This window comes from Edaphobacter sp. (assembly GCF_028283685.1).
Lineage (GTDB): Bacteria > Acidobacteriota > Terriglobia > Terriglobales > Acidobacteriaceae > Edaphobacter.
In genome coordinates, this window is the sequence record NZ_JAPWKF010000007.1 from 761941 (window position 1) to 788563 (window position 26623).

General features: G+C 61.5%; 20 protein-coding genes. 3 read left to right on the top strand and 17 right to left on the bottom strand.

Annotated elements, in window-relative coordinates; genetic code table 11:
* Window positions 1–114: 114 nt before the first annotated feature.
* Window positions 115–1512: a UDP-N-acetylmuramate--L-alanine ligase gene (gene murC, locus PW789_RS13995; protein WP_299377408.1), complete on the bottom strand. Its 1398-nt coding sequence runs from the start codon at window positions 1510–1512 to the stop codon at window positions 115–117.
* Between the two features lie 499 nt (window positions 1513–2011).
* On the opposite strand from murC, the gene PW789_RS14000 reads away from it, so the two are divergent.
* Window positions 2012–3049: a YXWGXW repeat-containing protein gene (locus PW789_RS14000; RefSeq protein WP_299377410.1), complete on the top strand. Its 1038-nt coding sequence runs from the start codon at window positions 2012–2014 to the stop codon at window positions 3047–3049.
* A 337-nt stretch (window positions 3050–3386) separates the two neighbouring features.
* Here the strand turns inward: PW789_RS14000 and PW789_RS14005 are convergent, their stop codons facing one another.
* The 15 genes from PW789_RS14005 to PW789_RS14075 all read right to left on the bottom strand — a co-directional run bounded on the left by PW789_RS14005 (window position 3387) and on the right by PW789_RS14075 (window position 21247).
* Window positions 3387–3884, bottom strand: a complete 498-nt coding sequence (locus tag PW789_RS14005) for a glycosyltransferase (protein ID WP_299377412.1) — start codon at window positions 3882–3884, stop codon at window positions 3387–3389.
* Window positions 3850–4530 (bottom strand): UDP-N-acetylglucosamine--N-acetylmuramyl-(pentapeptide) pyrophosphoryl-undecaprenol N-acetylglucosamine transferase, encoded by a 681-nt coding sequence (locus PW789_RS14010; RefSeq protein WP_299377414.1) that lies wholly within the window; start codon window positions 4528–4530, stop codon window positions 3850–3852. The genes PW789_RS14005 and PW789_RS14010 overlap by 35 nt, the downstream gene beginning before the upstream one ends.
* Window positions 4517–5608, bottom strand: coding sequence for a putative lipid II flippase FtsW (gene ftsW, locus PW789_RS14015; RefSeq protein WP_299377416.1), 1092 nt, complete (start codon window positions 5606–5608; stop codon window positions 4517–4519). Before ftsW ends, PW789_RS14010 begins: the two co-directional genes overlap by 14 nt.
* Before the next feature lie 35 nt (window positions 5609–5643).
* A complete protein-coding gene (gene murD / locus PW789_RS14020) occupies window positions 5644–7002 on the bottom strand; it encodes a UDP-N-acetylmuramoyl-L-alanine--D-glutamate ligase (RefSeq protein ID WP_299377419.1) in 1359 nt (452 codons plus the stop codon).
* Window positions 7003–7027: 25 nt separating this feature from the next.
* Window positions 7028–8164: a phospho-N-acetylmuramoyl-pentapeptide-transferase gene (gene mraY / locus PW789_RS14025; protein WP_299377421.1), complete on the bottom strand. Its 1137-nt coding sequence runs from the start codon at window positions 8162–8164 to the stop codon at window positions 7028–7030.
* A 145-nt stretch (window positions 8165–8309) separates the two neighbouring features.
* Complete coding sequence (gene murF / locus PW789_RS14030) at window positions 8310–9689, bottom strand: UDP-N-acetylmuramoyl-tripeptide--D-alanyl-D-alanine ligase (RefSeq protein ID WP_299377423.1); 1380 nt, start codon at window positions 9687–9689, stop codon at window positions 8310–8312.
* A complete protein-coding gene (locus PW789_RS14035; protein WP_299377425.1) occupies window positions 9686–11176 on the bottom strand; it encodes a UDP-N-acetylmuramoyl-L-alanyl-D-glutamate--2,6-diaminopimelate ligase in 1491 nt (496 codons plus the stop codon). The genes murF and PW789_RS14035 overlap by 4 nt, the downstream gene beginning before the upstream one ends.
* Before the next feature lie 43 nt (window positions 11177–11219).
* A complete protein-coding gene (locus PW789_RS14040; RefSeq protein WP_299377427.1) occupies window positions 11220–13532 on the bottom strand; it encodes a penicillin-binding protein in 2313 nt (770 codons plus the stop codon).
* Between the two features lie 65 nt (window positions 13533–13597).
* Window positions 13598–14119, bottom strand: coding sequence for a cell division protein FtsL (locus PW789_RS14045; protein WP_299377430.1), 522 nt, complete (start codon window positions 14117–14119; stop codon window positions 13598–13600).
* Window positions 14120–14310: 191 nt separating this feature from the next.
* Entirely contained in the window at window positions 14311–15204 is an 894-nt protein-coding gene (rsmH, locus tag PW789_RS14050) for a 16S rRNA (cytosine(1402)-N(4))-methyltransferase RsmH (protein WP_299377432.1), read from the bottom strand.
* Window positions 15205–15243: 39 nt separating this feature from the next.
* On the bottom strand, window positions 15244–15684 hold the full coding sequence (locus tag PW789_RS14055; RefSeq protein ID WP_299377434.1) for a division/cell wall cluster transcriptional repressor MraZ: 441 nt from the start codon (window positions 15682–15684) through the stop codon (window positions 15244–15246).
* A gap of 403 nt (window positions 15685–16087) precedes the next feature.
* Window positions 16088–16660, bottom strand: a complete 573-nt coding sequence (locus PW789_RS14060; protein WP_299377436.1) for a DUF2127 domain-containing protein — start codon at window positions 16658–16660, stop codon at window positions 16088–16090.
* A gap of 262 nt (window positions 16661–16922) precedes the next feature.
* A complete protein-coding gene (dxs, locus tag PW789_RS14065) occupies window positions 16923–18821 on the bottom strand; it encodes a 1-deoxy-D-xylulose-5-phosphate synthase (RefSeq protein WP_299377438.1) in 1899 nt (632 codons plus the stop codon).
* A 186-nt stretch (window positions 18822–19007) separates the two neighbouring features.
* Window positions 19008–19796: an NIPSNAP family protein gene (locus tag PW789_RS14070; RefSeq protein WP_299377440.1), complete on the bottom strand. Its 789-nt coding sequence runs from the start codon at window positions 19794–19796 to the stop codon at window positions 19008–19010.
* A 53-nt stretch (window positions 19797–19849) separates the two neighbouring features.
* On the bottom strand, window positions 19850–21247 hold the full coding sequence (locus PW789_RS14075) for a cation:dicarboxylase symporter family transporter (protein ID WP_299377442.1): 1398 nt from the start codon (window positions 21245–21247) through the stop codon (window positions 19850–19852).
* A gap of 324 nt (window positions 21248–21571) precedes the next feature.
* Between PW789_RS14075 and PW789_RS14080 the strand changes: the two genes are divergently transcribed.
* Complete coding sequence (locus PW789_RS14080; protein ID WP_299377444.1) at window positions 21572–22093, top strand: DUF4440 domain-containing protein; 522 nt, start codon at window positions 21572–21574, stop codon at window positions 22091–22093.
* A 65-nt stretch (window positions 22094–22158) separates the two neighbouring features.
* Window positions 22159–24555, top strand: a complete 2397-nt coding sequence (locus tag PW789_RS14085) for a PAS domain S-box protein (RefSeq protein WP_299377446.1) — start codon at window positions 22159–22161, stop codon at window positions 24553–24555.
* A 21-nt stretch (window positions 24556–24576) separates the two neighbouring features.
* Here PW789_RS14085 and acs read toward each other — a convergent pair whose 3' ends face one another.
* On the bottom strand, window positions 24577–26553 hold the full coding sequence (gene acs / locus PW789_RS14090; protein WP_299377448.1) for an acetate--CoA ligase: 1977 nt from the start codon (window positions 26551–26553) through the stop codon (window positions 24577–24579).
* Window positions 26554–26623 lie beyond the last annotated feature (70 nt).

Sequence of the window (26623 nt, forward strand, 5' to 3'; positions counted from 1 at the left end):
CGCTCAACTTCCGGCCTTGTACCCTTTCAGGAACTCACCCAACTCGTCACTCCCCCGCATCTGCCACGAAGGTCGTACACTGCTTCGCAACAAATCACGCAGGCCGCCCTGCACTTACCGGCCCAGCCGCTCCAGCAGCAGCGGCCCGCCATGCGACACACTCCCCGCGCCCAGCGTCACAATCACGTCGCCATCGCGTGCCGTCGACACCAGCCGCTCCACCGCCTCTTCCATGTCCGGCGCATACCGCACGCCCTCGCGGCCGATCGCCTTCACCAGCGCCTCCGCCGTAATTCCCTCAATCGGCTCCTCGCTCGCCGCATAGATGTCCAGCACCTCCACGCAGTCCGCCTCGCCGAACGACGCCGCAAACTCCGGCATCAAATCCCGCGTTCTCGAATAACGATGCGGCTGGAACAACACCAGCACCCTCTTGAACCCAGCCTCCCGCGCCGCATGCAGTGTGGCCACAATCTCCGTCGGATGATGGCCGTAGTCGTCCACCACCGTCACGCCGCGCACCTCGCCCTTAATCTGGAACCTGCGGTCCACCCCGCGAAAGCTGTCCAGCCCCGCCGCGATCAGCTCCGGAGCCACGCCCAGCTGCACGCCCACCGCCACCGCCGCCGTCGCATTCAGCACGTTGTGCCGTCCCGGAACATGCAGCAGGAACGGTCCCATCACCGAGCCCTTGTACGCCACCTCGAACCGCGCAAATCCCTGCCCCTCGCGCGGCAATATCTTCACCTGGAAGTCCGCATCCGCACTCTCGCCATACGTGTAGAGACGACGACGCACCCGCGGCAGCACCGCCCGCAGCAGCGCATTGTCGATACACGCCGTCCCCGCGCCATAAAACGGCAGCCGGTCCATAAACTGCACAAACGCGTCCTCGACATCCTCCATATCGCGGTAGCAATCCATATGTTCGCGGTCCAGGTTCGTCACAATCCCCAGCACCGGCGACAGCTTCAGAAACGAGCGGTCGCTCTCATCCGCCTCCGCCACCAGGTACTGCGAGTTCCCCAGCCGCGCATTCGACCCCAGCGCATTCACCCGTCCGCCCACCACCACCGTCGGATCGAGACCGCCCGCGGCCAGCACCGCCGCCACCATGCTCGTCGTCGTCGTCTTGCCGTGCATGCCGGCCACCGCAATGCCGTACTTCAGACGCATCAGCTCCGCCAGCATCTCCGCCCGCTGGATCACCGGAATCTTCCGCGACCGCGCCTCCACCACCTCGGGATTCGTCGCGCTCACCGCCGAGCTGGTCACCACCACATCGCTCGCGACCACATTCGCCGCCGCATGGCCCTCGAAGATCCGAGCCCCCATGCCCACCAGCCGCTCCGTCACCGCCGAACGCCGCAGGTCCGAGCCCGAGACCGGGTAACCCATCGTCAGCAGAATCTCCGCGATCCCGCTCATGCCGATGCCGCCAATACCAATGAAATGAATCCGCTGCGTCGGCGGAAAGAAGAAGTGTCCTGAAGGAGCTACCGGAACTGCCATATCTCTTTCACTCTAGCAGCCGAAACCGCCTCAATCGGCCCCCGACCAGCAAAGCCCCTGGCCTTTGCACAGCCCCCCCCTCATCCACTCCCGAAGCCTCCGAAGCCCCGAAGCAACTCAAGCCCTCAAGCCCTCAAGCCCCCAAGCCCCCAAGCCAAAAAGAATTGTCATCTCGACCGAAGCGCAGCGAAGTGGAGAGACCCGCTTTTCGACCACCACCGCTCACCCCCGCACAAACTCCAACCCACATCTCACCCATGCCACCCAAAAAGCCAGCCACCTCCCGGCCGAAGCGGTTTTCAACCTCTAAAGTACAACGCAACTCGAACAAAACAAACCCGCTTCCAATACGCCTTCACTTTGAGCAACAAATAACGCTACATTGTGTCTAATTAACTGAGTGCCTGATCCGCACAGCAAAGCGGGCAGGAACCTCGGTCGGACGTCCTCGAAGCCCCGTTTCGTTCGGGCAAAACGAAGGATCCGGCAAAGGCAGGCAATGAACCTCTTCCGTTCAATTCGCAATATCCTGGGCACCGCGACCATCGCAGGCGCTCTCCTCTTTGCAGCAGCTCCGGCCACTGCGCACGCAGGCGTCTTTGTTTCGGTGGGCATCGCGCCCCCGGTTATCCCTGTCTACGCACAGCCTGTTATGCCGGGCGACGGCTATATCTGGACTCCCGGCTACTGGGCCTGGAGCGGTGACGGCTACACCTGGGTCGATGGCGCGTGGGTTCTTCCCCCCTACACCGGAGCCCTCTGGACCCCCGGCTACTGGGGCTACGGTAACAGCGGCTACTTCTGGAACGCCGGTTACTGGGGACGCAGCATCGGCTACTACGGTGGCATCAACTACGGCTTTGGCTACTTCGGCGCAGGCTTCTACGGCGGATACTGGGGCGGCGGCCACTTCTGGTACAACAGCGCCTATAACCGCTTCGGCCCCGGCTGGAGAGGTGGTTACTCCTACAACCGTCCCTATGGCGGCCACTACGACGGACGCCCCGGCGGCTCGAGCTGGTCGAATCACGGCGGCAGCAATTATGCCGGAAACCGTGGCTCCTACTACAACAACCGTGGCAACAACTACGGCCAGTCGTCCCGCGGCGGCTTCGGCAACGGCAATCGCGGCGCCACCAACGTCTCCTCGCAGGGACGCAGCAATGTAGGCAACTATGGCGGCGGCGCCCAGGGCCACAGCTTCGCGCAGGGCAACTTCGGCGGCAATCGCAGCGCCGGAGCCTCGCAAAGCTTTGGCGGCAACCGCGGCTACGGCTCCTCGCAGAGCTTCGGCGGCAATCGCAGCTACGCCTCTTCCCAGAGCTACGCCAGCCGTGGCGGTAGCAGCTACGGCGGTGGTGGATTCAGCGGAGCCCAGTCCCGCGGCAGCTACGGCGGCGGCGGCTTCAGCGGCGGCTCGCGCGGCGGTGGTTTCAGCGGCGGCGGCGGTGGCGGATTCCACGGCGGTGGCGGTGGTGGCGGTGGATTCCATGGCGGCGGTGGCGGCGGCTCCCACGGCGGTGGCGGTCATCGCTAAAACAGCATCACGATGAAATAGAAACAGGCCCGAGCCTCTCGGGCCTGTTCTCTTTAACCCCAAAAGCCAGCCTCAAGCTTCGCCGGCCTGCCCGCCCTGTCAAGCCCATAATCCAAGCAAGTCAATTTTTATCAGATAGATAGCACGTGCCGATTCATTCCACTCCAGCAGCTATTCTTAAATGAGCCCACCCCCGCCAAAAAATCCAGATGGGCCATAAACCATTGCGAATCAAGATTTTGCCTGTAAGCCTTTACGATCGAATAATTTACGCCGTGACCCCTGCGCCACGCCCCATGGAATCAAGATTTTACGAAAAATGATGGGGGGGAGGGGGTTACCTCTTCGCCAGCCCGGCGACCATCTCCCCGATCGTACGCACCGCCTCCGGGTGAGCCAGCGAACGGGCGTTCGAGCCCATCTCCTGCCGCCGCCCATCGTCCTTCAGCAGCGAGACCAGCGTCTCCAGCAGCCTCTCCTCCGTCAGCTCCGCCTCCACGATCATCGCCGCCGCCTTGGCCGCCACAAACGCCTCAGCATTCTTCCTCTGGTGATCGTCCGCCGCCTGAGGAAACGGAACCAGCACCGCCGCCCGGCCCGCCGCCGCCACCTCAGCCACCGAGCTCGCCCCGCTCCGGCAAAGAATCAGGTCCGCAGCCGCAAACTGAGCTGCCATGTCATCCAGGTAAGGCGTCACCCGCACGCGATCCATCGCAACGCCAGACTTTTCCGCGACACCAAGCTGTTTATAGAGCGCCAGCGTCGTCTCGCCGTGCCGGCCACCCGTCTGATGCACCACCTCAAGCCCCGGAACCAGCGTCAGCAGGCGATCCATGATCCTCGGCACCGTCTCGTTGAAGATCCGCGCTCCCTGGCTCGCACCAAAGACCAGCAGCCTCTTCGCCCCGCCTGCAGGCTTCGGCCCCTGGCCCCACAGCAAAGAACTCCGGCCGCACCGGCGTCCCCGTCACCGTGGCATTACGAAAATAGCTCGCCGTCTCCGGCAGGTTCACCGCCGCCGCACTCACCCGCCGTCCCACCAGCCGGTTAGCCAGCCCAGGCACAGCGTTCGGCTCGAAGGCCAGCGTAGGCGTCCGCAGCAGCAACGCCGCCATCATCGCCGGCCCTGAAGCGTAACCACCGACCCCCACCACCACCTGCGGACGAAACGCCTGCAGCAGCTTGACGCAGTGCAACACACCCAACGGAAGATCCAGCATCGTCCGTATCCTGGTCATGATGCTGACGTTCTTCAGCTGCCCCACCTTGATCAGCTCCAGCGGAAAACCAGCCTCCGGAACCAGCCGCGTCTCCAGCCCGCGCGCCGTGCCGACAAAGCGCACCTCAGCTCCATAACGATCGCGCAGCTCCCGAGCGATCGCCAGCGCTGGAATCACGTGGCCTCCGGTGCCTCCACCGGCGATCATCACTCTCAGCCCCTGTGCTCGATTTCCCGCAGCCGCCACGTCAGTCGATCTCACGCGTAACGTTCAGCAGCACACCCATGCTCGCCAGCATCACAAACAGGCTGGTGCCGCCAAACGAGATAAACGGCAGCGTGATGCCCTTGGTAGGAAGCAACGCCACCACCACGCTCATGTTGAAGAAAGCCTGGATCAGCACCGTCGATGTGATGCCGAAGGCCAGGAAACGCGCGAACGGGTCGGTCGAGAGATAGGCCGCGCGAAACCCTCGATAACCAAGTGCCACAAACAAGCCGATCACGCAGATCGCGCCGATCAGCCCCAGTTCCTCGCACACGCTGGCAAAGATGAAGTCGGTGTGAGGCTCAGGAAGATAGAACAGCTTCTGCCGTCCCTCCATCAACCCCAGCCCACGCAGCCCGCCCGTCCCCACCGCGATCAGCGACTGCAGAATATGAAAGCCCGTTCCGCGAGGATCCGCCTCAGGATTGACGAACGCCAGCATGCGCGCCCGGCGCCACGGCACGCGAAAGAGCATGTAATACAGCACTGGAGTAGCGCACAGCGCACCGATGCCGAGATACTTCACATCCATACCTGCGAGATAAAGCATCAGTGCCGTGACGGCCACGCAGACGATCGCCGTGCCCAGATCCGGCTCCTTCAAAATCAGCGCAATGAAGACCAGCGGAGGCAATGCCGCCCGCATCACCGTCCCCTTCCAGTCATCCATCTTGTGAATGCGCGTCTGCAGAAAGTAAGCGAGGAAGAGAACGATCGTTGGTTTTGCAAGCTCCGACGGCTGGAAGCTGGCAAAGCCGAAACGGAACCAGCGATGGGTGTTGTGCGAATCGCGCATCGCAAAAACGCCGACGAGCAGGATAAAAGTAACGCCGAGTGCGGCATAGACAATACGCCGGTCGTTATAACGGCGGTAGTCCACGCGCATCAGGACCACGAGCGCTGCGAGGCCCGCACTGGCCCAGAGGCCCTGACGGATCATGAAATAGTAAGGTGTCCCGAAGCTCGACTTGGCCATCACGGCCGAGGTGGAAAAGACCGTTACCAGCCCAAACAGCACCAGCAACAGCACCACGCCAAACAGCCACTTGTCGACACCTACACGCTTTGCCATCGCCTACTTCCTGCGGCCCAGCGTCTCGATCGTCGCTATTGGCCGAGCGCGTTTACAACCTGCCGAAAAGTACGTCCGCGATGCTCGTAGTTCTCGAACTGATCGAAGCTGGAACAGGCCGGAGCCAACAGCACCACATCGCCCGGAACCGCGGCCCGATTGGCCTCGCGAACGGCCACGTCGATCGTACCCGCTCCCACCATCTTCACGACTCCGCTCAGCTCCCGCTCAATCTTTTCCGCCGCAGAACCAATCGTATAAACAGCCTTCACCCGCTCACGCAGCAACGGCGACAGCACGCTGTAGTCCGAGTTCTTGTCCTTACCGCCCAGGATCAGGTGAATGCCCGCTGGAAACGCCTCAATCGCCTTGATTGCGGCATCCACATTGGTCGCCTTCGAGTCGTTGAAATAGTCGACGCCCTGCAGGCAGCGCACGAACTCCAGCCGGTGTTCGACCGCCTTGAAGCTCGCCACGGACGCGCGAATCGTCTCCGCCGGAATCCCGGCCAACCGTGCCGCGCAGACCGCCGCCAGCACGTTCTCCACGTTGTGCGCGCCGCGCAGCGGAATCTCCGCTACCGGCATCACCGGCTCCGGCTTGCCGCCCTCCTTCGCCAGAAAGAGGACACTTTCGCCATGCACGAACGCACCCTGCTTGATAGGACGCCGCGGGCTGAACCAGTAGATCTGCGCCTTTGTCTTCGCCGCCACCATCTGCGTCGGCTTGTCCTCGGCGTTCAGGATCAGGTAATCGCTGGCCTGCTGGTTTTCCGTGATCCGCGTCTTCATCGCGGCATAGTTCTCGAAGCTGCCGTGGCGATCCAGGTGGTCCGGCGTGATGTTCAGCACCAGCGCAATCCACGGATGAAACGCCTCGATCGTCTCCAGCTGAAAGCTCGAGACCTCCAGCACGTCCAGCGACTCTTCCGTGCTCGACGGCGCAAGATCAATCACCGGTGTGCCGATGTTGCCGCCCACCAGCGCCGGCTGCCCCGCATCCGCGAAGATCTTGCCGATCAGCGTCGTGGTTGTCGTCTTGCCATTCGATCCCGTGATGGCAACGATGCGGCCTTTCAAAAAGCGGCTCGCCAGCTCCAACTCGCCGATCACCGGCACGCCGTAACCGATCGCCTGCGCGACCTCGGGTGTATCCAACGGCACACCGGGAGAGATGACGATCAGATCCTGGCGGCGGAAGGTCAGCAGGCCGTGTCCGCCGCTCTCCACCATGACACCGGCGTCAAGCAGGCCCGGAATCTCCTTGGCCAACGCGACCGCGCTGCGCGTATCGCTCACCGTCACCCGCGCTCCCTGCTTCCGCAAAAACAGCGCTGCAGCAATGCCCGACTTCCCCAGGCCAACAACGAGTACACGCTTGTTCTTCAGTTCCATCACGAGTCCAATCAGACCACAACGGTTAGCGAAGCTTCAACGTCGTCAACGCCAGCAGGGCAAAGATTAACGCAAGTATCCAGAAGCGCGCGATGACCTTCGATTCCGACCAGCCCAGCAGCTCGAAGTGGTGGTGCAGCGGCGCCATCTTGAAGATGCGCTTGCCGTTGCGCAGCTTATAGCTGCCCACCTGCAGCATCACGCTGACTGCCTCCAGGATGAAGACGCCGCCGATAAACGGCAGCAGAAGCTCCTGCTTGATGACCACGGCCACGGTACCAATCGCGCCGCCAAGCGCCAGCGAGCCGACGTCGCCCATGAAGACTTCGGCAGGATGCGCGTTGTACCAGAGGAAGCCGATGCTGGCTCCGACCATGGCGCCACAGAAGATCGCCAGCTCGCTGACCAGCGGCATGCGCTGCAGTTCGAGATAGTCCGAGAAGACGACGTGGCCGCTGACATAGGTCAGTACCGTCAAAGCACCGGCGGCGATGATGGTGCAGCCGATCGCCAGGCCGTCGAGCCCGTCGGTCAGATTGACCGCGTTGCTGGAAAACGAGATGACCAGCATGACAAACACGACGAATGGCAGGTAGGCCAACCAGTGCATGTGAGGAACATGACCCATCCACTGCCATACCAGCTCCGGCCGAAAGCGCTTGAAGAACGGAAACAACAGCCGCGTGGAGAAGTTGCCGTGCTGAGCGATCACCAGCAATGCAATGGCGACACTACCGCTGGCGAGCATCTGCAACGCGAGCTTGGCGCGCGGCGTCAGACCGAGGTTCCTGCGATGCACCACCTTGATGTAGTCATCGGCAAAACCGATGCCGCCGAAGGCCAGCGTCGACAGCATGACGACCCACACAAACGGATTCGACAGATCGGACCACAGCAGCGTCGGCACCAGGATGGAGATGCAGATGAGCACGCCGCCCATCGTGGGCGTGCCGCTCTTCTTCTGGTGCGACTGCGGCCCCTCTTCACGGATGTACTGACCGATCTGGAACTCGCGCAGCCGCTCAATCACATAAGGACCGATCAGAAGGCCGATCAGAAGCGCCGTCAGGCTCGCGAAGACCGTCCGGAAGGTCAGATAGCGGAAGATACGAAAGAGGCGAAAGTAAGGGAACAGCTTTTGATAAAGAAGCCAGTAGAGCAAAACGTCCGCCTTCGATGAGATCGGCTGAAGATAGACGGTAGCCGTCGCTGCGGCAGACCGGGTCGTTAGTCATGTTAACAGGCTCAGGCAGCGCGTCCTGCGTTGTTTTTCCAGTGGAGAATCAAACTTCATTCCCCTCCGTGACTTAGTCGCGCAGCCCAGCCAGCGCACGCTCCAGCCGCACACCGCGCGAGGCCTTCAGCAGCACAACGTCTCCCTCAGCCAGATTGTTATGCAGCCACTGGCCCGCCTGCTCCGGCGTTTCAACAAAGATGGCCTCGGTGCGACCTTGATTTGCAGCATTTACCAGAGCCGCCGCGTGCCCACGGACACCGATCACCACGTCTGCACCACGGCTCGCCATCCTTTTGCCGCAGGCTGCGTGCAGCGCATCGGCGTCCGGCCCAAGCTCCAGCATCTCGCCGGCAACCACGATGCGTCTCTTGCCCGGCATCGCCATAAGCGCGTCCACCATGGCATCCAGCGCGCGAGGATTGGAGTTATAGCAGTCGTTGATCAGCGTCGCGCCGCGCCACGTCAGAATCTCGCCACGCTTGTCGCCGGGCTCCAGACCACGTAGCGCCTCGGCAGACTCCGTGAGGGTCATTCCGCTTTCAAGGCCGACAGCGATCGCCGCCAGAGCGTTGAGAACATTGTGGCGTCCGAGCAGCTTCAACTGAACGGACGCCCGCTGCCCGCGAGCGACCACGTCAAAGTGCATTCCCTCCAGGCCAGCCTCTTTAACGTTTTCGGCTCGAACCTGCGCTGCGGCATCCGTGCCATAGAGAATGGCGCGCGCGCCCATGCCACGGCCGAAGTCCTTCACATATTCATCGTCACCGTTCAGCACGGCGATGCCGTCTGCGGGCAGCGACTCCACCAGCTCATACTTCGCGCGGGCGATGCCAGCCAGGCCATCGGGGAAGAACTCAATATGAACCGGCGCGACGTTGGAGACGACGGCCCAGTTTGGCTCTGCGATCCGCGCCAGTGCCGCGATTTCGCCGGCGTGGTTCATGCCCATTTCAATCACCGCGACGTCATGTTCGCGTTCCAGCTTCAATAGTTGCAGCGGAAGCCCGAAGCCGTTATTGAGATTGCCTGCCGACTTGAGCACGCGATATTTCGCGCTCAGCACCTGCGCAACGGCCTCCTTGGTCGTCGTCTTGCCTGCCGAGCCTGTCACTCCGATGACACGCCCCCCCCAGTCTTTTCTGACGGCATGGGCGAGACGCTGCAGTGCGAGCAGCACGCAGTCGTCGCACTCCGCCACACGCAGCAGCTTCGTCGCATCGATCTCAGCAGGCACGATCCACTGGTTGCTCACCACGGCAGCAACGGCTCCATCCGCGAGCGCCGCAGCGACATACTCGTGGCCGTCGAGCCGCTCGCCCTTCACCGCGAAGAAGAGCTCCCCCGCACCGATGGTGCGCGAATCGATGGAGTAGCCCAGCGCCTCGGCTGTCGTATCGAAGTCGCCCTCTGCATGAATCCAATCGGCGATCTGCCCCAGCGTCAGCTTCATTCCATCTCCTTCAATACCTGTGATGCCACGGCGACGTCATCGAAGGGCACAGCCCCGGTCTTCAGAATCTGCACCTTCTCGTGGCCCTTGCCTGCGATCAGAACAATATCTCCGGGGCGTGCCGCCTGAATGGCAACCTTGATCGCCTTTGCGCGGTCTTCTTCGACGATGCACGCTGTTTCCGTCTCCTGCACACCTGCCAGCGCCTCCGCGATAATCGCCGCAGGCTCTTCGCTGCGTGGATTGTCGCTGGTCAGCACCACCAGGTCGCTTCCCTCGCCCGCAGCCCGCCCCATGCGCGGACGCTTCGTGCGGTCGCGATCGCCACCGCAGCCAAACAGCGTAATGACACGGCCACCACTATCCTTCTCGAGATCGCGCGCCAACGTAATCAGGTTCCGCAGCGCATCGTCAGTGTGCGCGTAGTCGACAACGACAGTAATGCCGGTTGTCGTCGGCACAACCTCAAAGCGGCCCGGCACCTGCGCCCCCGCGCCGGCAGCTGCGACGATCTGATCGAGCGTAAGGCCTCGTGCCCACGCCGCCGCACTCGCCGCCAGCAGGTTGTAGACATTCACGCTTCCGGTCAGAGGAGAACGTATCTCCACAACGCCTGCAGGCGTCGTCATGCGAAAGCGGGTCTCACCGGCACGCATCTTGACGTCTTCCGCACAGAAGTCCGCAGCTGCGGAAAGACCATAGCGAATCACCTGTGACGAGTGAGTCGCAGAGACCAGGCGCTTTCCATAGGGGTCGTCGATATTGATGACCGATACACGAGGCGGCGGCGTGCCGACGCCCTCAAACAGACGCGCCTTCGCCGTGAAGTAGCGCTCCATGGTCTGGTGATAATCGAGATGATCCTGTGTGAGGTTGGTGAAGATGGCAACGTCCACCGGTAGGCCCCAGACGCGCTCCTGATCGAGCGCGTGGCTCGACATCTCCATCACGGCCTCCGTGGCGCCCGCCTTCACACCATCAACAAACAGATCGAGGATGTCGCGCGACTCCGGCGTCGTGTGCGGTGACTCACGCACCTCCCCGGCGATGTGCGTCTCAATGGTCCCGATCAGCACGCAGCGGCGGCCGATGCTGCGCAGCATGGCTTCCAGCAGAAATGCCGTCGTCGTTTTGCCGTTGGTGCCGGTCACGCCGCTCATGGCGAGCTGTCTCTGAGGTTCACCGAACAATGCGGCGGAGGACTCGGCCAAGGCGCGGCGGCCATGTTCGACGAGGGCGACGGCAAACTCCGGCAGCTCACGGTGCAGTCGATCAAAGACCTCGCGGGAATCCGTCAGAACACCAGCGGCACCTGCTGCAATCACAGCGTCGATGTAGCGATTGCCATCGGCGCTTCCACCACGCATCGCGACAAACAGGTCACCCGGCTGGATGCGGCGCGAATCGTACTGCACGCCAGCGATCTCCATCGCAGACCCGGCGGCCTTGATCGTCGTCACCCTGCGCAGCAGTTGGGTCCAGTTCATATCTCTTGATTTTAGGCCTGCTACCGCAGGATTTCAGGATCGCTCAGCGAGCAAAACGCACCACGACCTCGGTCCCTGTGGGCACGGAGGTTCCCGGCGCAGGCGCCTGCTCTTTGGCGAGTCCGCTGCCGGTGGGCTGCACTCGCAGTCCGAGACTGTTGGCCTTCTCCACCACCAGGCGCAGAGACTGGCCCTGGAACGAAGGCACCTGCACGCGATGACCGGCATCAACCACGACACCACTGTCGCTATGCGGCTGCACCGTCGGCACAACCTTGGGAGCCGGTTGCGATGATGCCTGCTGCACGTCAGAATCCTTCGCACTCTCCGACGCATGGAACGCATCCACGACTTTTGCCGGAAGCAGCGCAGTCAACTTGGAATCCTTCTTCGGTGCGCTTGCCGTCACGGGTGAGGACGTTCCCGCTGCAACCTTGTCGGCATCGGGATTGCGCAGCGGATCGTCCGCCGGAAGATCGTTGATGTCGGCGTATATCTTGTTGAGGTCTACAGGACGATCTTCAAGCGTATCGTCGGCGAGATCTTTCTGCGCTATCTGCTTGAGCTCCTGCTTCGACTTCAGGGGCTGATCGTGCGGCACGCCAAGATACTCCAGCACCTGCTGCGCCACCTGCGCGAAGACCGGGGCGCTGGTCTCAGCGCCATATCGCGAGCCCACCGTTGGCGTGTCGATGATAACCGCAACGGAGATCGCAGGATTGCTGACTGGAGCGAAGCCTGCAAAGCTAGCCACCAGCTTGGTATGCGAGTAGGCGTGCGTCACCGGATCGACCTTCTGCGCGGTGCCCGTCTTTCCGCCCGCGCTGTATCCGTTGAGTGCGGCCTTGCGGCCGGTTCCCTCCGTGACGATGCCTGCCATCATGCTGCGCATCTTGGCCGAGGTGATCTCCTTGATGACGCGATGCGCTCCATCCGGCAGCTGCGCAGGAAGCTGGTTGGCAGGACGGAAGGCGATCGGCTGCAGCTGCGGATCGCCCTTCATGCGATCCGTTGACTCCAGCAGAATATGAGGTGGCATGTAGACGCCGCCGTTGGCGATCGCGCTCACCATCGTGACCAGCTGTACGGGCGTCACGCCCACTTCCTGCCCGATGGCGAGCGACATGATGCTGGTCGCGTCCCACTTACGCGGATTGCGCAGCAGGCCACGCGTCTCGCTGGGCAGCTCGATGCCGGTGCGGTCGCCGAAGCCGAAGTTGCGCATGTACTGGTAGAAGCGATTCTGCCCGACCTTCAGGGCCATCTTCACCGCGCCGACGTCGCTGGAGTGCTCAAGCGCATACTTCACGGTGACGACACCGAAGTGGTCAGAGCGGTCATCGTGCATGGTGCGTCCAAACATCGTCATCGCGCCGTTCTGGCAGTCCACCATGTCTGTGGGCTCAACACCGGCGCTATCCAGTGCCGCGGAGTAAGTCAGAAGCTTGAAGGTCGACCCCGGCTCATAAACATCGCTTACGGCGAGATTCTTGAGCACGGAGGCGTCCATGTGGCGCTGGTCGTTCGGATTGAAGCGAGGCGAGATCGCAAGCGCGAGAATCTGTCCCGTGTGCGGGTCCTGCACGACCACCGTGCCATGGGCGGCCTTCATCTTCTCCATCTGCGCATCGAGCGCACGCTCAGCCATGTACTGAATATTCGCGTCGATCGCGAGCACCAGGTTTTCGCCAGGCATCGGCTGGCTCTCTTCACTACCGTAAACATGACGCTTGGCGTCGATCGCTGTCAGCACATGGCCGGGAACACCGTGCATGTCATCGTCGAACTTCCGTTCAATTCCACCCAGACCCGTATCATCGGTTCCGACATAGCCCAGGACCTGCGCCGCCAGGTCGTTGTTCGGATAGAAACGCTTGAACTCTTTCTGGAAGTAGATGCCTTTCAGGTTGAGCTCGCGGACGCGAGAAGCGATCTCCGGGTCCACGCGGCGGGCGACCCAGGCAAAGTTGCGCGAGGCATTGAAGCGGGCCAGCATCTGCGGCTCGGCCGTAAAGCCATCGCGCGCATCGCTATGGACGATCTTGGCCAGGATCTGCGCGGCGTTCTCACGGTTCTCGCCGAGTTCGCTGGGAACAGCGTAGACGCTGTCCACCAGAACCGTCATCGCGAGCTCCTTCAGATTGCGGTCATACAGAACGCCACGGCGCGGTGCGATCTCAAAGGTTCTCTGCTGCTGCCTGGCCGCCCGCTCGACGAAATCATGGTGCCGCACGACCTGCAGCCAGAACAGGCGCAGTCCCAATGCACCTGTCCAGAAGCAGAAAAAAAGCGCCACGTAGACGAACCGGATTCTCCTGATCGGAGCGGTCAACGTCTGTCGTGGCGCCTTGTTCATCTCGGTTTACGCTCTTTACTGTTTACGGGTTGCGACGAAGCCGGGAAGGCGCTGCAGCGTGCGAACTACTGGGCAACCAGGGCCGGAGCCGTGCTGGCCTGCGCTACCACAGCACCGGCAGGCATCACGCTGCCGTCCGGACGCACAACCTGGCCAGGCTGAGGCGCTTCGAGCCCAAGCTGCTTGGCGATCGTGTCGATGCGCTGAGGGTCGGTCAGCTGCGCTTCGTTCAGGCGAAGCTGACGGTTCTGCTCGCGAAGCTGCTCGACCTGCTGCTTCTGCGCTTCGACGCGGTAACCGATCTCGATGGCCAGGAAGTGCTGCCAGACATAGACCATCACCAGCACGAAGAGCATGCTCATGACGACGGCGAACTGGCGCATCTCGCGGCGGCGCTCCGGGTCATCGGCCTTCACCAGACGCGTGTTGTCGATGTGCTTGGTGAAGAAGACCTCGGGAGTCGGTCCGCGACGCGCCTTGCGCTGCACGTCAAACAGCTCGCGATTGCGCTCGGCCAGCGACTGCGTCCGACGCTGCTGCCTGCCCATCATCTCCATCTGCTGTCCTGCTATCGCCGTTGCTGCCATCTCACACCTCTTGCCGCTGTCTATCGCAATCGTTTTCTCTTGCCGTACACCTCAATAACGAACCGGACCGGGGTTGCTATTTGAGGAAGGGACATTGTGTTACTGGTTGTCTTTCGCCTGAAAGCACGGTGGGACAACCCCGGCCCGATCACTTTTCTCCGACTTCAACCATCCAGAACCAAGTACTGCAGTCAGATCTTTTCAACTGCCCGCATCTTCGCGCTTCGCGATCGCGGGTTACGACTCTCTTCTTCTTCACCGGCTACAACCGGTTTCTTCGTCAAAACCTCATACACGCCGCTGCGTCCTGCCTCGCGAAATGCATCCTTCACCAGCCGGTCCTCCAGCGAGTGGAAGCTGATCAATACCAGCCTTCCGCCCGGCTTGAGCAGAGATGGCGCGCTTCCAAGCAGCGTCCTGATCTCTCCCAGCTCGTCATTCACTCGAATTCGAAGTGCTTGAAAGGTCCGTGTCGCCGGATGAATCTTGTCACCTTTCATTGCTGGGGCCGCGGCCGATACGACTCTTGCCAATTCTGCCGTTGTCGTAATCGGCCGGGCCCTCACAATGGCTCTGGCGATTCTCCGCGACCTCCTTTCCTCTCCGAATTCGTAAATCAGGTCGGCGAGTTCGTTTTCGTCTTCCTGATTTACCACTTGTTCGGCCGTCTCTCCGCTGCGCGTATCCATCCGCATGTCCAGCGGTCCATCCGACCGGAAACTGAATCCTCTGTGCGCCTCATCAAGCTGCAGACTGCTGACGCCGAAGTCGGCGAGCAGGCCGTCAAGACTCGCTGGCTTGATCTCGCTCGATGCCTCGGAGAACGCCTTCGGCACCAGCCGAATCTCCGGCATTTGGTCACCCAGCTCTCCGCGAAGCTCTTCGAGCCTTGCCTTGGCCAGCTCCATGGCCTCAGGATCGCGATCGAACCCGATCAACGTTCCCTTTGGCCCCAGCCTCCTCGCAATCTCCGAGGAGTGCCCGGCGAGCCCCAGCGTCGCGTCCACATAGACGCCGCCAGGCCGCACATTCAGATATTCCAAAACCTCATTGAAAAGAACCGGCACATGTTGCGGTCTGTTCATCTCTCCCCGCCCTCTGTGCTGCCCCTGGGGGCCAATGTCTTACAATCCAAAATCTGCCAGCGCCGCCATGTCGGCCTCGCTCATCGGCTGAGCCTCCAGCTCGGCCTTGAACGAATCGTGGTTGACGACCTCAAGAAACGTCTGCGAACCCAGCACGACGACATCTCCGACAACCTTTGCCGACTCCCGCAGCAGCTGCGGCAACAACAACCGCCCCTGCGCGTCGATCTCTGCCATCTGGCCGTAATAGTTCGTCACGTCCAGAAACTTCTTCTTCGCCGGGTTCATGGAAGGGATAGAGGCCAACTTCTCCTCGATCTTTTCCCATTCCTTCAGCGGGTAAATCTCGGCCCGCTTCCCGTCCTTGCTGGTGATGTAGAACTGAGGCCCGTAAAGCTCGTCCACCCGGCGCTTGAAGTCGGCAGGCAGCTTGAGCCGGCCCTTCTCATCCACGCGTGTTGGGTGATTTCCGCGAAACATGACAACCTCGACACCTTTTCAGTTAAGGAACCCGGTTGCGGCTGTCAGGGGAGTAGACTTTCCTCAAATCTTACTTGAGATGGTCCCTTTTGCTCCACTTTCGACCACTTCCATCCACATAGTCCTCCAGCTAGATGCGGGCTGTAAAGCGATAATTTGTGCAACTTGCGCGTCATTCCCACAATGGGCTGTGGATATATCAGGTAATTGGGGAAACCAAGTCAGTAACTACTATATGTAGTGTTATCGGTATCGGTTCATACCGAGCCAGACACTTGCGCGGCGCATCTCTATCTGGTAAGCGAAAAAAAGGCGAAAGCAACCTTTCGCTCCTTACTCGACTTAGATCAAGACTTAGAGTGTGTGTTGGAAGTTCTTTTTTCTGACCTGAAGAATGACTGACCTATGCGGATAAAGATTCCTTCCGCTCTCTCGGCATCACCTGGGACTGAGGTTCATTCTTTTTGCGGCGAAGCAGCCACAACAGATACCAGAGCACGGCCAGGTTAATCAGCAACAGGCTGAGCCGGAACCAGTTGGGATGGCGTGCCAGCTCGTAGAGCTCCCATGGGAGGAAGGAGATGGTCAGAATCAGGGTAAGGTACTCGGCCCACACCTTTTCCAGCATCAGGCCGATGCCCTCGGTGAGAGCCAGCGCCGAGTAGGCGAAGGTCGCAAAGCTGATCTGCAGCAGGCGGTGGGTGTCGATCAGGTCCACCTTCTCCATCAGCAACGTCACGACACGGCTTTCGGGATCGAACTTGAGGGCCGTCGCCAGCCGCAACATCTCGTCAGCCAGATCCTTGTGCAGCAAATGCAGTGCGCCAATGCCCAATGCGAAGAAGAAGATGGCCTTACCCAGCTTGAACAGGCCAATCATCATCAGGCCGCGGTCGCGGTGGTGCACCGGCGCCGCCTCCCCTTGGTCGTTCGATGCCGTCTTCCATGGCTGATTGGAGGTTAACCGACTTGCCATCCTGATTCTCAGTTGACGGTCTTACAGCACAAATGTCAACGCCCCCTCCAGGGTAGTTCGTCACTTCTAACGGCAACTTATTGTTGCGGAGCAGCATAGGAACGATTTCCCGAATCGGCTTAAGCACACGGTCCTCGCGAACCCGCACCTCTTGCATCGTGGAGAGGGAGATTCTCACGACAAAACCGGGAGGCTTTCACTTTAGAGTGCCGGGCAGCATTGCGAATGCATTCTTCCTTCGAGCTGCTGCGATCCGGATAATTCAGGAGTGACGAGCCAGTACCTGGTCCATCATTTTTTTGAGGTGCGGCCGTGCCTTTTCGAGCGCCGTCTCGGCGTTGATGCCGTAGCGCAGGCGCAGGGACTCGACTTTGCCGTGCTCGATAAAGGCATCGGGCCAGCCGATGCGAACGACGGGAACGTTCAGCTCCAGCTCATTCAGCGCCTCCATCACGGCCGAACCGAAGCCACCGGCCAGCACATGATCTTCAAGCGTGACGATAAGGCCGCAGCGTGAGCCGAAGTCAGACAGGCAGGCACGATCGATCGGCTTGGCGAAGCGCGGATTGATGACCGCGGCCGCAAAGCCCTCGTGCTCCAACATCTCCTTGAGGCGCACTGCTTCGGGCAGCATCGCTCCGAGCCCAAGGATGGCGACATCGGCGCGTCCGGGATCGCTGATGATCTCGGCCTTGCCGATCTCGAGCGCGACGGGCTGTGCCTTGGGCGTGGCGCCAGGCCCGGTACCGCGAGGGTAGCGGATAGCCGATGCGCCGGGATGCAACATGGCGGTGTACATCATGTCCTGCAGCTCGTCCTCGTCCTTGGGCACCATGTGGATGAGGTTCGGGACGGAGCGCAGGTAGCTGATGTCGAAGAGGCCGTGGTGCGTGGGGCCGTCGTCGCCGCTGAGGCCACCACGGTCCATACAGAAGACAACTGGAAGATTCTGCAGCGCAACGTCGTGCACGATCTGATCGAAGGCCCGCTGCAGGAAGGTGGAGTAGATGGCGCAGAAGGGCTTGTATCCCTTGGTCGCCATACCTGCGGCGAAGATGACGGCGTGCTCTTCTGCAATACCAACGTCGAAGTAGCGCTTGGGGTGGTGCGGACGGAAGAGGTCGAGCGCCGTGCCGTTGGGCATAGCCGCCGTGATGGCGACAACCTTTTCATTGAGATTGGCCAGCTTGGTCAGGCTTTCCGCAAAGATCTCGGAGTAGGTCTTCTGCCCGGCCGACTTGGTCTCGCCCGACTCCGGATCGTAGGGCCCGAGGCCGTGGAACTTCTTCTGCTTCTCCATCGCGGGCGGAAAGCCTTTGCCCTTTTGCGTGATGGCGTGGAGCACGACAGGCTTGTTCTGCTGCTTGAGAAACTTCAGGGTCTCGATCAGCAGCGGCAGGTTGTGGCCGTCGATGGGGCCGTAGTAACTGAGGCCGAACTCCTCGAAGAGCATGCCCGGGCCGATGAGTCCCTTGGCGGCCTCCTCGGCCTTGCGCACGACGTGGCGGGCAGCCTTGCCACCGAACTTCTCGATCAGGCCAGCGGCCTTGTCGTGCAGGTTGGAGAAGGTCTCGTTGGCGGTGATCTTGTGGAAGTACTCTGCGATGGCGCCGACGTTCTTGTCGATGGACCAGTCGTTGTCGTTGAGGATGACGATCATGCGGCGCGTCTGCGCGGCGATGTTGTTCAGGGCTTCGAACGAGATGCCGTTGGTAAACGCAGCATCGCCCGCCAGAGCGACGACGTGCTCGGTGCCGCCGGCAAGATCACGGGCCACGGCCATGCCGAGCGCGGCTGAGAGAGCTGTACCTGCATGCCCTGCACCGTAGCTGTCGTGGTCGCTCTCGGTGCGCAGCATGAAGCCGTTAAGGCCTTCGGGCTGGCGGATGGTGTGGAAGCGCTCTTCGCGGCCAGTCAGCAGCTTGTGCACGTAGGCCTGGTGGCTGACGTCGAAGACGAAGCTGTCCCTGGGAGTCTCAAAGACATAGTGCAGGGCGATGGTGAGTTCAACGACACCAAGATTAGGGCCAATATGCCCACCGGTCTTGGCGACGCCTGTGATGAGCCTCTCGCGAATCTCCTCAGCGAGACGTTCAAGCTCAACCATCGAGAGTCGTTTGACGTCCTCTGGCGACTTGATCTTTTCTAGAAACCCGTTCATCTGCACATCCTGATACGGCGGCCTTGCCTACAAGAACTACGAACCAACTTGACGCCAGAATTCTTCCGTCCCGGTCGTTATAGCCGTTAAGTATACCAACCATGGCTGCAGGTCTCGGTCCTGCGGCGACGGAGAGTGGGACGTTGGAGGTGCCCCGCTGGTAAGCAGTCCAGTTCCCGGAGAGCCCTAAATCTGCGAGTACGGCAGCGGACTGAGGACGAGATTGTCGACGTTGCTGACGATCGCCTCAAAGTTATAGCGGGGATCGGAGGAGAGCTTCTTCCAGTCCGGATCGTCGACGAAGCGCTTCCAGCCCGCCTCCAGTGCCGCCGTGTCGGGAAAGGTCAGCATATAGGTCAGCTTAGGCAGGTTCGGACCGATCAGGCCGTCGGAGTAGAAGACCGCCTCGCAGCCAGCCTTCTTGAAGAAGGCAAACTCGCCGTGATGAAACATCTCCACCTTGCGGACGTGGTCGCCGTAGGTCGGGCTCTCATAGGTCCGTAGCTGGAAAATCCGCTTTGTTTTCTGTGCAGTAGCGGTAGGGATGGCAAGTTTCGGCCAGCCTTCGAAGGCCTTATAGAGCGTGCTCTCCACCCGCTCAAAGGGCGGCTCCTTCGCCGATGAGGTCCAGAAGGGCTCGGCCAGTTTCAAGAATTCGCTGTCGGCAGCGAGCAGCAGGTCAAGATCGACGATGGTCTCGAGCTTCGATCCGGGAATCAGGACATAGTAGGTCGGCGTCTGCGGGCCGATGTCGACGCGGAAGACACCGATGGGCGAGAGCCCCATGCGGTTGGCTGCGGGAATGAAGGCGTTGGCGAAGAACTGGTCGGCCGCCTTCGTCTGGGGTCCGCTGCGAAAGCTGTAGCGGCGCAGCTGGTAGTACTCGTGCGAGGCAGAAGGCTGGGCCTGAAGCTCAGGGGTCATGGTGGCGGCAGAGGTCGCAAGCGCGGCCTTAAGGAAGTTCCTTCGTTGCACGGAGAGTCTCCTGGGCACAAATGAAAGGCGCAGCAAGTCTAGCAATCGAGAGGCTATTCGGCCATACCCTCTATGACGGTCTCGCTGATGGGCTCAAGCCCGAACTCGCCCTCCCACCGCGCCACGACGGCAGAGGCCAGGCAGTTGCCGACCACATTCACCGTGGTGCGGGCCATGTCGGCGAGGGCGTCGACCCCTAGCAGAACGAAGATCGGCTCGGTCGGCAGGCTGAAGGTCGCAGCGGTCGCAAGCAGAACCACCAGCGTAGCCCGGGGAACGCCCGCGACCCCCTTGCTGGTGAGCATCAGCGTTCCCATCAGCAGGATCTGCTGGGTCAGCGAGAAGTGCATACCTGCTGCCTGGACGACAAAGATGCTGGCAGCAGCAAGATAGAGCGTCGAGCCGTCGAGGTTGAAGCTGTAACCAGCGGGAATGACAAAGGCCACGATGCGGCGCGGCACGCCGAGCGCCTCCATCGCCTCCATCGCCCGAGGAAGCGCGGCCTCGCTGCTGGCGGTCGCAAAGGCGATGGTTGCAGGCCCTGCGACCGCCGCTATAAAGCGACGGATCGGGACACCGGTAAAGAACGCGACCGGCAGCAGCACGAACAATCCAAAGGCGAGCAGCGCGCCGTACACGGTCAGAAGCAGCTTGCCAAGGTTGAGGAGCACGCCAAGCCCCATGTGTCCAACGGTAAAGGCCATGGCCGCTCCGACACCGACAGGCGCGACGTACATGACCACGTTGGTGAAACGGAACATCACCTCGCTGAGGCTCTCGCACAACGCGAGCACGGGGGCGCGGCGGCTCTCGCTAAGACCGGCCAGGGCGATGCCAAAGAGCACGGCAAAGACGGCTACCTGCAGGATCTGCCCTTCAGCGATGGACTTGGCGATATTTTCGGGAACGACGTGAATGAGGAAGTCCTGCCAGTGGGCAGCAGGCGGAGAAGCGTGCGGCACGTCTGCCGAGACCGCGACGCTGGTCGGAAGGGTGAGGCCAACGCCGGCACGGCTGAGGTTGATGGCGGTCAGTCCAACGACCAGGGCGAGCGTGGTGAGCACCTCGAAGTAGATGAGGCTCTTAAGTCCCATCCGGCCGACGCTCTTTAGATCGCCATGCCCGGCGATGCCGGTGATGAGCGTGGCGAGGATGAGGGGGGCAACGATGGTCTTGATGAGGCGCAGGAAGATGTCGCTCAGGAAGCGCAGCGAGACGGCAAAGGCAGGGGCGTCAAAGCCAAGCTCCGCTCCGGCCAGCATCGCGAAGAAGATCCAGGGCGTCAGTGAGCGGCGCCTGATAGCCCATGCAGCCATGGCGAGCAGACCCAGCCAGCGCAGCACCACGGCGGCGTGCGAGCCGCTGTCGGTAAAGATAGCGAGCAGAACGCCGGCAACAAGCAGCAGGGCGGCGACTCCGATCAGGGTGCGTTGCGATAGTGGGAGGCTCACTTCGCGCAAGCATATCAGTAACGTGACGATGGAACTCCGTAACGTGACCCTGAGGTGGAATGTCTGCGGGCAGAACAGTTTCCCTCAGGCGATCCACAGCATTTCCAGCGGTAGAAATGGGGTATAAAGGGCTTTCCACTCTATCTGATGAGAGTGAGACTCCAGTCCCTCCCTGGGACCCATCTAAGTAGAGAGCTCCGTCCGATAACGAGATGCGCGGAACCCCATCCGCTACTGTTCGTCACGGAGTCTTCGAACTTCGAGGATGACATGTATAAGCTGCAGAAAATAATGCTTTTCCCTGCCTGTGCTCTGTTGTGCGCGATGACGGCTCGTCCAATGCTGGCGCAGATTCCATCGGCACAGACTTCGCTGGATGGGCTCACGCAAAAGCCGACGCCTGTAAGTCCGCTCACCAATCCGATGCTCTCTGATGGCGCGATTCAGCTGATTGAACTTGAAAGCAAGTTTGCACAGGACGTTGCGAAGGGTGGAGGAAAGGCATTTGCCAACTGGTTTGCCGACGATGCCGTAACGCTAAACAACGGTCAGCCTGTAGTCCACGGCAAACTGGCCATCGCCGCGAAGGCGAACTGGGACCCCAAGGAGTACCAGCTGAGCTGGACGCCGGAGGGAGCGCAGATGGGCTCCTCCAACGACATGGGTTTTACCTGGGGCCACTATGAGGGCAGGTCCAAGGACAAAAACGGTCAAGCCGTGACCATCGCCGGCCGTTACATCACGATATGGAAGAAGATGCCGGACGGAGAGTGGAAAGTCGTCATGGATGCGAGTGCGAACGAGCCCCCCGCAGCGGGCGAATGCTGTGTGGTTCCAAAACCTTAGGCCCGCCGCTACACCTAAAGTAGCAGTGCGGGGCGGGAAAGCAACTCCTACCATCGGATTGGACGATGAACGCTCTTTCAGTCAAAGACGAAGCGCTTCGAATGCAGGCTCTCGAGCAATACGAAGTGGTCAATCCGGCGACGGATCCCGTTCTTGACGAGATCGTTCGTCTTGCTGCCCAGCTGTGCGATACACCGGTAGCTGTCGTGTGCCTGGTGACGCAGGACCGGCTGCTGCTGAAGGCGCGTTTTGGCGTTGAGGTCCCTGAGGTCTCCCTGGGAAGCCTGCCCTGCGAGACGACCATCCAGGGAGACAGCGTCTATGAGCTGACCGAAGCTCGTCTGCACCCGGACTTCATGCCGGACGGCATCGTGCTGGATCGCCGACTCTATCGCTTCTATGCCGGAGCTCCACTGGCCACGCCGGGCGGCATCAACATCGGCACGATCTCTGTACTGGACCACGGTCCACGGCAGCTGTCTGCTGCGCAGACCGATGCGTTGGCTGTCCTGGGCAGGCAGGTGATTACACGGCTGGAGTTGAACGGACGTATCCGGCAGATGGATCGCGATGCGCGATCGCAGCGCAGGATCGAATCGGCGTTGACGGTAGAGCGCAACTTTGTCTCCGCGGTTCTGGACACGGTGGGCGCACTGGTGGCTGTCTTCGATACCGCGGGACGGATCGTTCGCTTTAACCGGGCCTGCGAGATGGCCTCCGGCTACGACTTTGCCACCCTTGTGGGGCGCTATCCGTGGGACCGGCTGATTCCCCGCCACGAGATCCCCGAAGCTATTGAAACCTTCGAGCGCCTACGCAGTGGACCCTTTCCGGCCGTCTTTGAGAACCACTGGCTGAGCCGCGACGGAAGCATCCGGCGTATTGCCTGGTCGGCGACGGCGCTGAAGGATGCGCAGGACCAGGTGACGTTCCTCATCGCGACGGGCATCGACGTGACGACACAGCGTGCCGCCGAGCTGACGCTGCGCGAGAGCGAGGCACGCTACCGCCAGCTGGTCGAAGGCTCGCTGGGCATGGTGTTTACGCATGACATGCGGGGCCGCCTCTTGTCGGTCAACATCCACGGCGCCTCCACAATCGGGCGCACCGTGGAGGATATGGTCGGCACTCCCCTGGCGAGATTTGTACCTGCAGATCGGCGTATGGCGATCGACGACTACCTCAAGTCCATCGCCGACTCGGGCGAGGCGCAGGGCATGCTGTATCTGGAGCATACCGACGGCGAGACGAAGGTGATCGCCTATCGCAACAAGCTGATTAATTCTCCCGGACGGACGCCTTATGTTCTGGGGTTCGGCGTCGACATCACCGAGCAGGTTCGCGCCGAGGGGCGGCTGAGGACTTTGACCACGCAGTCGGATTCCATCCTGGAGTCAGTCGGCGATGGCATCTACTGCATCGATCTCGATGGACAGGTCACGGTAGTAAACGCCGCCGCCGCGCAGATGCTGGGCTATCGACAGGAGGAGATCCTGGGCCGCGTGATGCACAACCTGATCCACCACACGCGGACTGACGGCTCGCCGTATGAGCACGAAGAGTCGCCGATCTGGAAGAGCATAGCGAACTTTGGAACCGCTCGGGTGGCCGGCGAGATCTTCTGGCGCAAGGACGGGACCAGCTTCCCCGTCGAGTACGTCGCACGCCCCTTGATCGACACAAATTCGAGCGAAAGCGGCGAAGCTCGCGCCATCGGAGTGGTCGTGGCATTCACCGATACGACGGAGCGCAGGGCTCTGGACCGGATGAAGGACGAGTTCATCTCGACGGTCTCTCATGAGCTGAGAACGCCTTTGACATCGCTGCGCGGCGCGCTTGGCCTGCTGGCCGGTGGGGCCCTGGATGCGCGGCCGGAGAAGGCGCGGCAGATGCTCGATATTGCGATCAACAACACGGATCGCCTGGTAAGGCTGGTCAACGACATCCTGGACCTGGAGCGCATCTCGAGCGGCAAGAGCGAGCTGCACTCCACCGTTATCTCGGCAGAGGATCTCCTGCTGCGGGCCGTCAGCAAGCAGCAGACGCGTTCGCCACGGCCAAGCGCAAGGTTTTACAGCGATGCCAACGGAGTCACCGTCTGGGCCGATCCTGACCGCATCCTGCAGGTACTGGACAACCTGCTTTCGAACGCCATCAAGTTCTCTCCTCCGGGTGGGGAGATCTACCTGACGGCACGCAATCTGGACGATTATGAGGCGCTGTTCGCGGTCAGCGACAAAGGCCCCGGCATCGCGGAAGACAAGCTGGAGCACATCTTCGACCGCTTTCAGCAGGGCGATGCGTCAGACACACGCACGATGGGAGGAACCGGCCTGGGGTTGGCAATCTGCCGCAGCATCGTCAACCAGCACGGCGGCCGCATCTGGGCCAGCAGCACGCCCGGCAAGGGCACGACCTTCCACTTCACGCTGCAAACCAGGCCGCGGACCAATCTACGATAGTCCGCGGCCTGATCGCTCAGTCTATTCGTCGTTCTCGCGCAGCTTGGCGATGACGGCGAAGTCTTCGAGGGTGGTCGTGTCGCCCTTCACATCACCCGTCGTGGCAAGTTCGCGAAGAAGGCGGCGCATGATCTTGCCGCTGCGGGTCTTGGGCAGAGCGTCGGTGAACCGTACATCGTCAGGACGTGCCAGCGCTCCGATCTCCTTGGCCACCCACTGGCGGATCTCCTGCTTCAGCTCCTCTGAGACTTTTTGGCCGTGTTCCAGCGTGACAAAGGCGCAGATGGCCTGTCCCTTGAGATCGTCGGGGCGACCAACGACGGCAGCCTCCGCGACCTTGGGATGAGCGACGAGTGCAGACTCGACCTCCATGGTTCCAAGGCGGTGGCCGCTGACGTTGAGCACGTCGTCGACCCGGCCCATGAGCCAGTAGTAGCCATCACTGTCGCAACGTGCACCGTCGCCCGTGAAATAACTGCCGGGGACCTCGGTGAAGTAGGCTTCGCGGTAGCGCTCGGCGTTGCCGTAGACCGTGCGAGCGAGCGAGGGCCACGGCGTGCGGAAGACGAGCAGGCCACCCTGGCCGTTGGGCACGGGCTCTCCCTCTTTTGTAACCACTTCAGGAACAATGCCAAAGAAGGGCCGCGTGGCGGATCCGGGCTTGGTCGCGACAGCCCCGGGAATGGGCGCGATCATGATAGCCCCGGTCTCGGTCTGCCAGAAGGTATCGACGATGGGGCAGCGCTCCTTACCGATCTCGCGGTGGAACCACATCCATGCCTCGGGATTGATGGGTTCGCCGACGGTACCGAGCAGGCGCAGCGAGTCGAGCGAGTGCTTGCGGACCCAGTCGACGCCACACTTGGTGAAGAAGCGGATGGCCGTGGGAGCGGTGTAGAAGATGGTGACCTTGTGCGCGTCGATGATCTTCCAGAAACGGTCGTTCTCGGGGAAGTTAGGCGCGCCCTCGTACATGACGACGGTCGCTCCATTCTGCAGCGGCCCGTAGACGACGTAGCTGTGGCCGGTAACCCAGCCGATGTCGGCCGAGCACCAGTACACATCGTCATCGTGCAGATCGAAGATGTATTTCGAGGTGAGATAAGTCTGCACGGAGTAGCCGCCGGTCGTGTGCAGCAGCCCCTTGGGCTTGCCGGTGGTCCCTGAGGTGTAGAGCAGGTAGAGCGGATCTTCCGCATCCATCGGCTCTGCGGGGCAGTCCGGCGCGGCCTTCTGCATGGCGTCGTGCCACCAGATGTCGCGGCCTTCGGTCATCGGGACTTCGGTGTTGCCGCGCTTGAAGACGACAACGTTCTGGACCGTGGGGCACTGCTTCAGCGCTTCGTCGACGGTGCGCTTGAGGGGAACCTCGGTGCCACGGCGATAGGAGATGTCCTGCGTGATGATGGCGAGGCAGGCGGAGTCGTTGACGCGGTCGACGATAGCGTGTGCGGCAAAGCCTCCGAAGACAACCGAGTGCACGGCGCCGATGCGGGCGCAGGCGAGCAGCGCGATGGCCAGCTCGGGACACATACCCATGTACACGGCAACGCGGTCGCCCTTACGGATGCCGATTCCCTTGAGCACATTGGCGAAGCGCTGGACCTCGGCATGCAGTTCGCCGTAGGTGATCTTGCGGACCTCGCCGGGTTCGCCCTCCCAGAGCAGAGCGACCTTGTCGCGACGCGAGCCGAGTGCGTGGCGATCGACGCAGTTGTGCGCCATGTTGAGCTTGCCATCCACGAACCACTTCGCGCCATGGGCAGAACCATCGGGGCCGGTCTCGAGGACACGCGACCAGGGGGTGAACCAGTCAAGCTCCGAGGCGGCCTCGGCCCAGAACTCTTCAGGCTGCTCGACGCTGCGGCGGTACATGGCCTCATATTGCTCGAGGCTTTTAATGTGCGCCTTCTCGCTGAACGCGGCCGATGGTTCGAATGAACGGTTCTCTCTGAGGCTTGAGCTCAGATTGGCTTTCGTCTCTACACTTACAGTCACTTCCCTGCCCCTCCGTGATGTGCCAACTACGTTACGCCACCGATCGCACGACCGGCAACGGCGGCGAGGT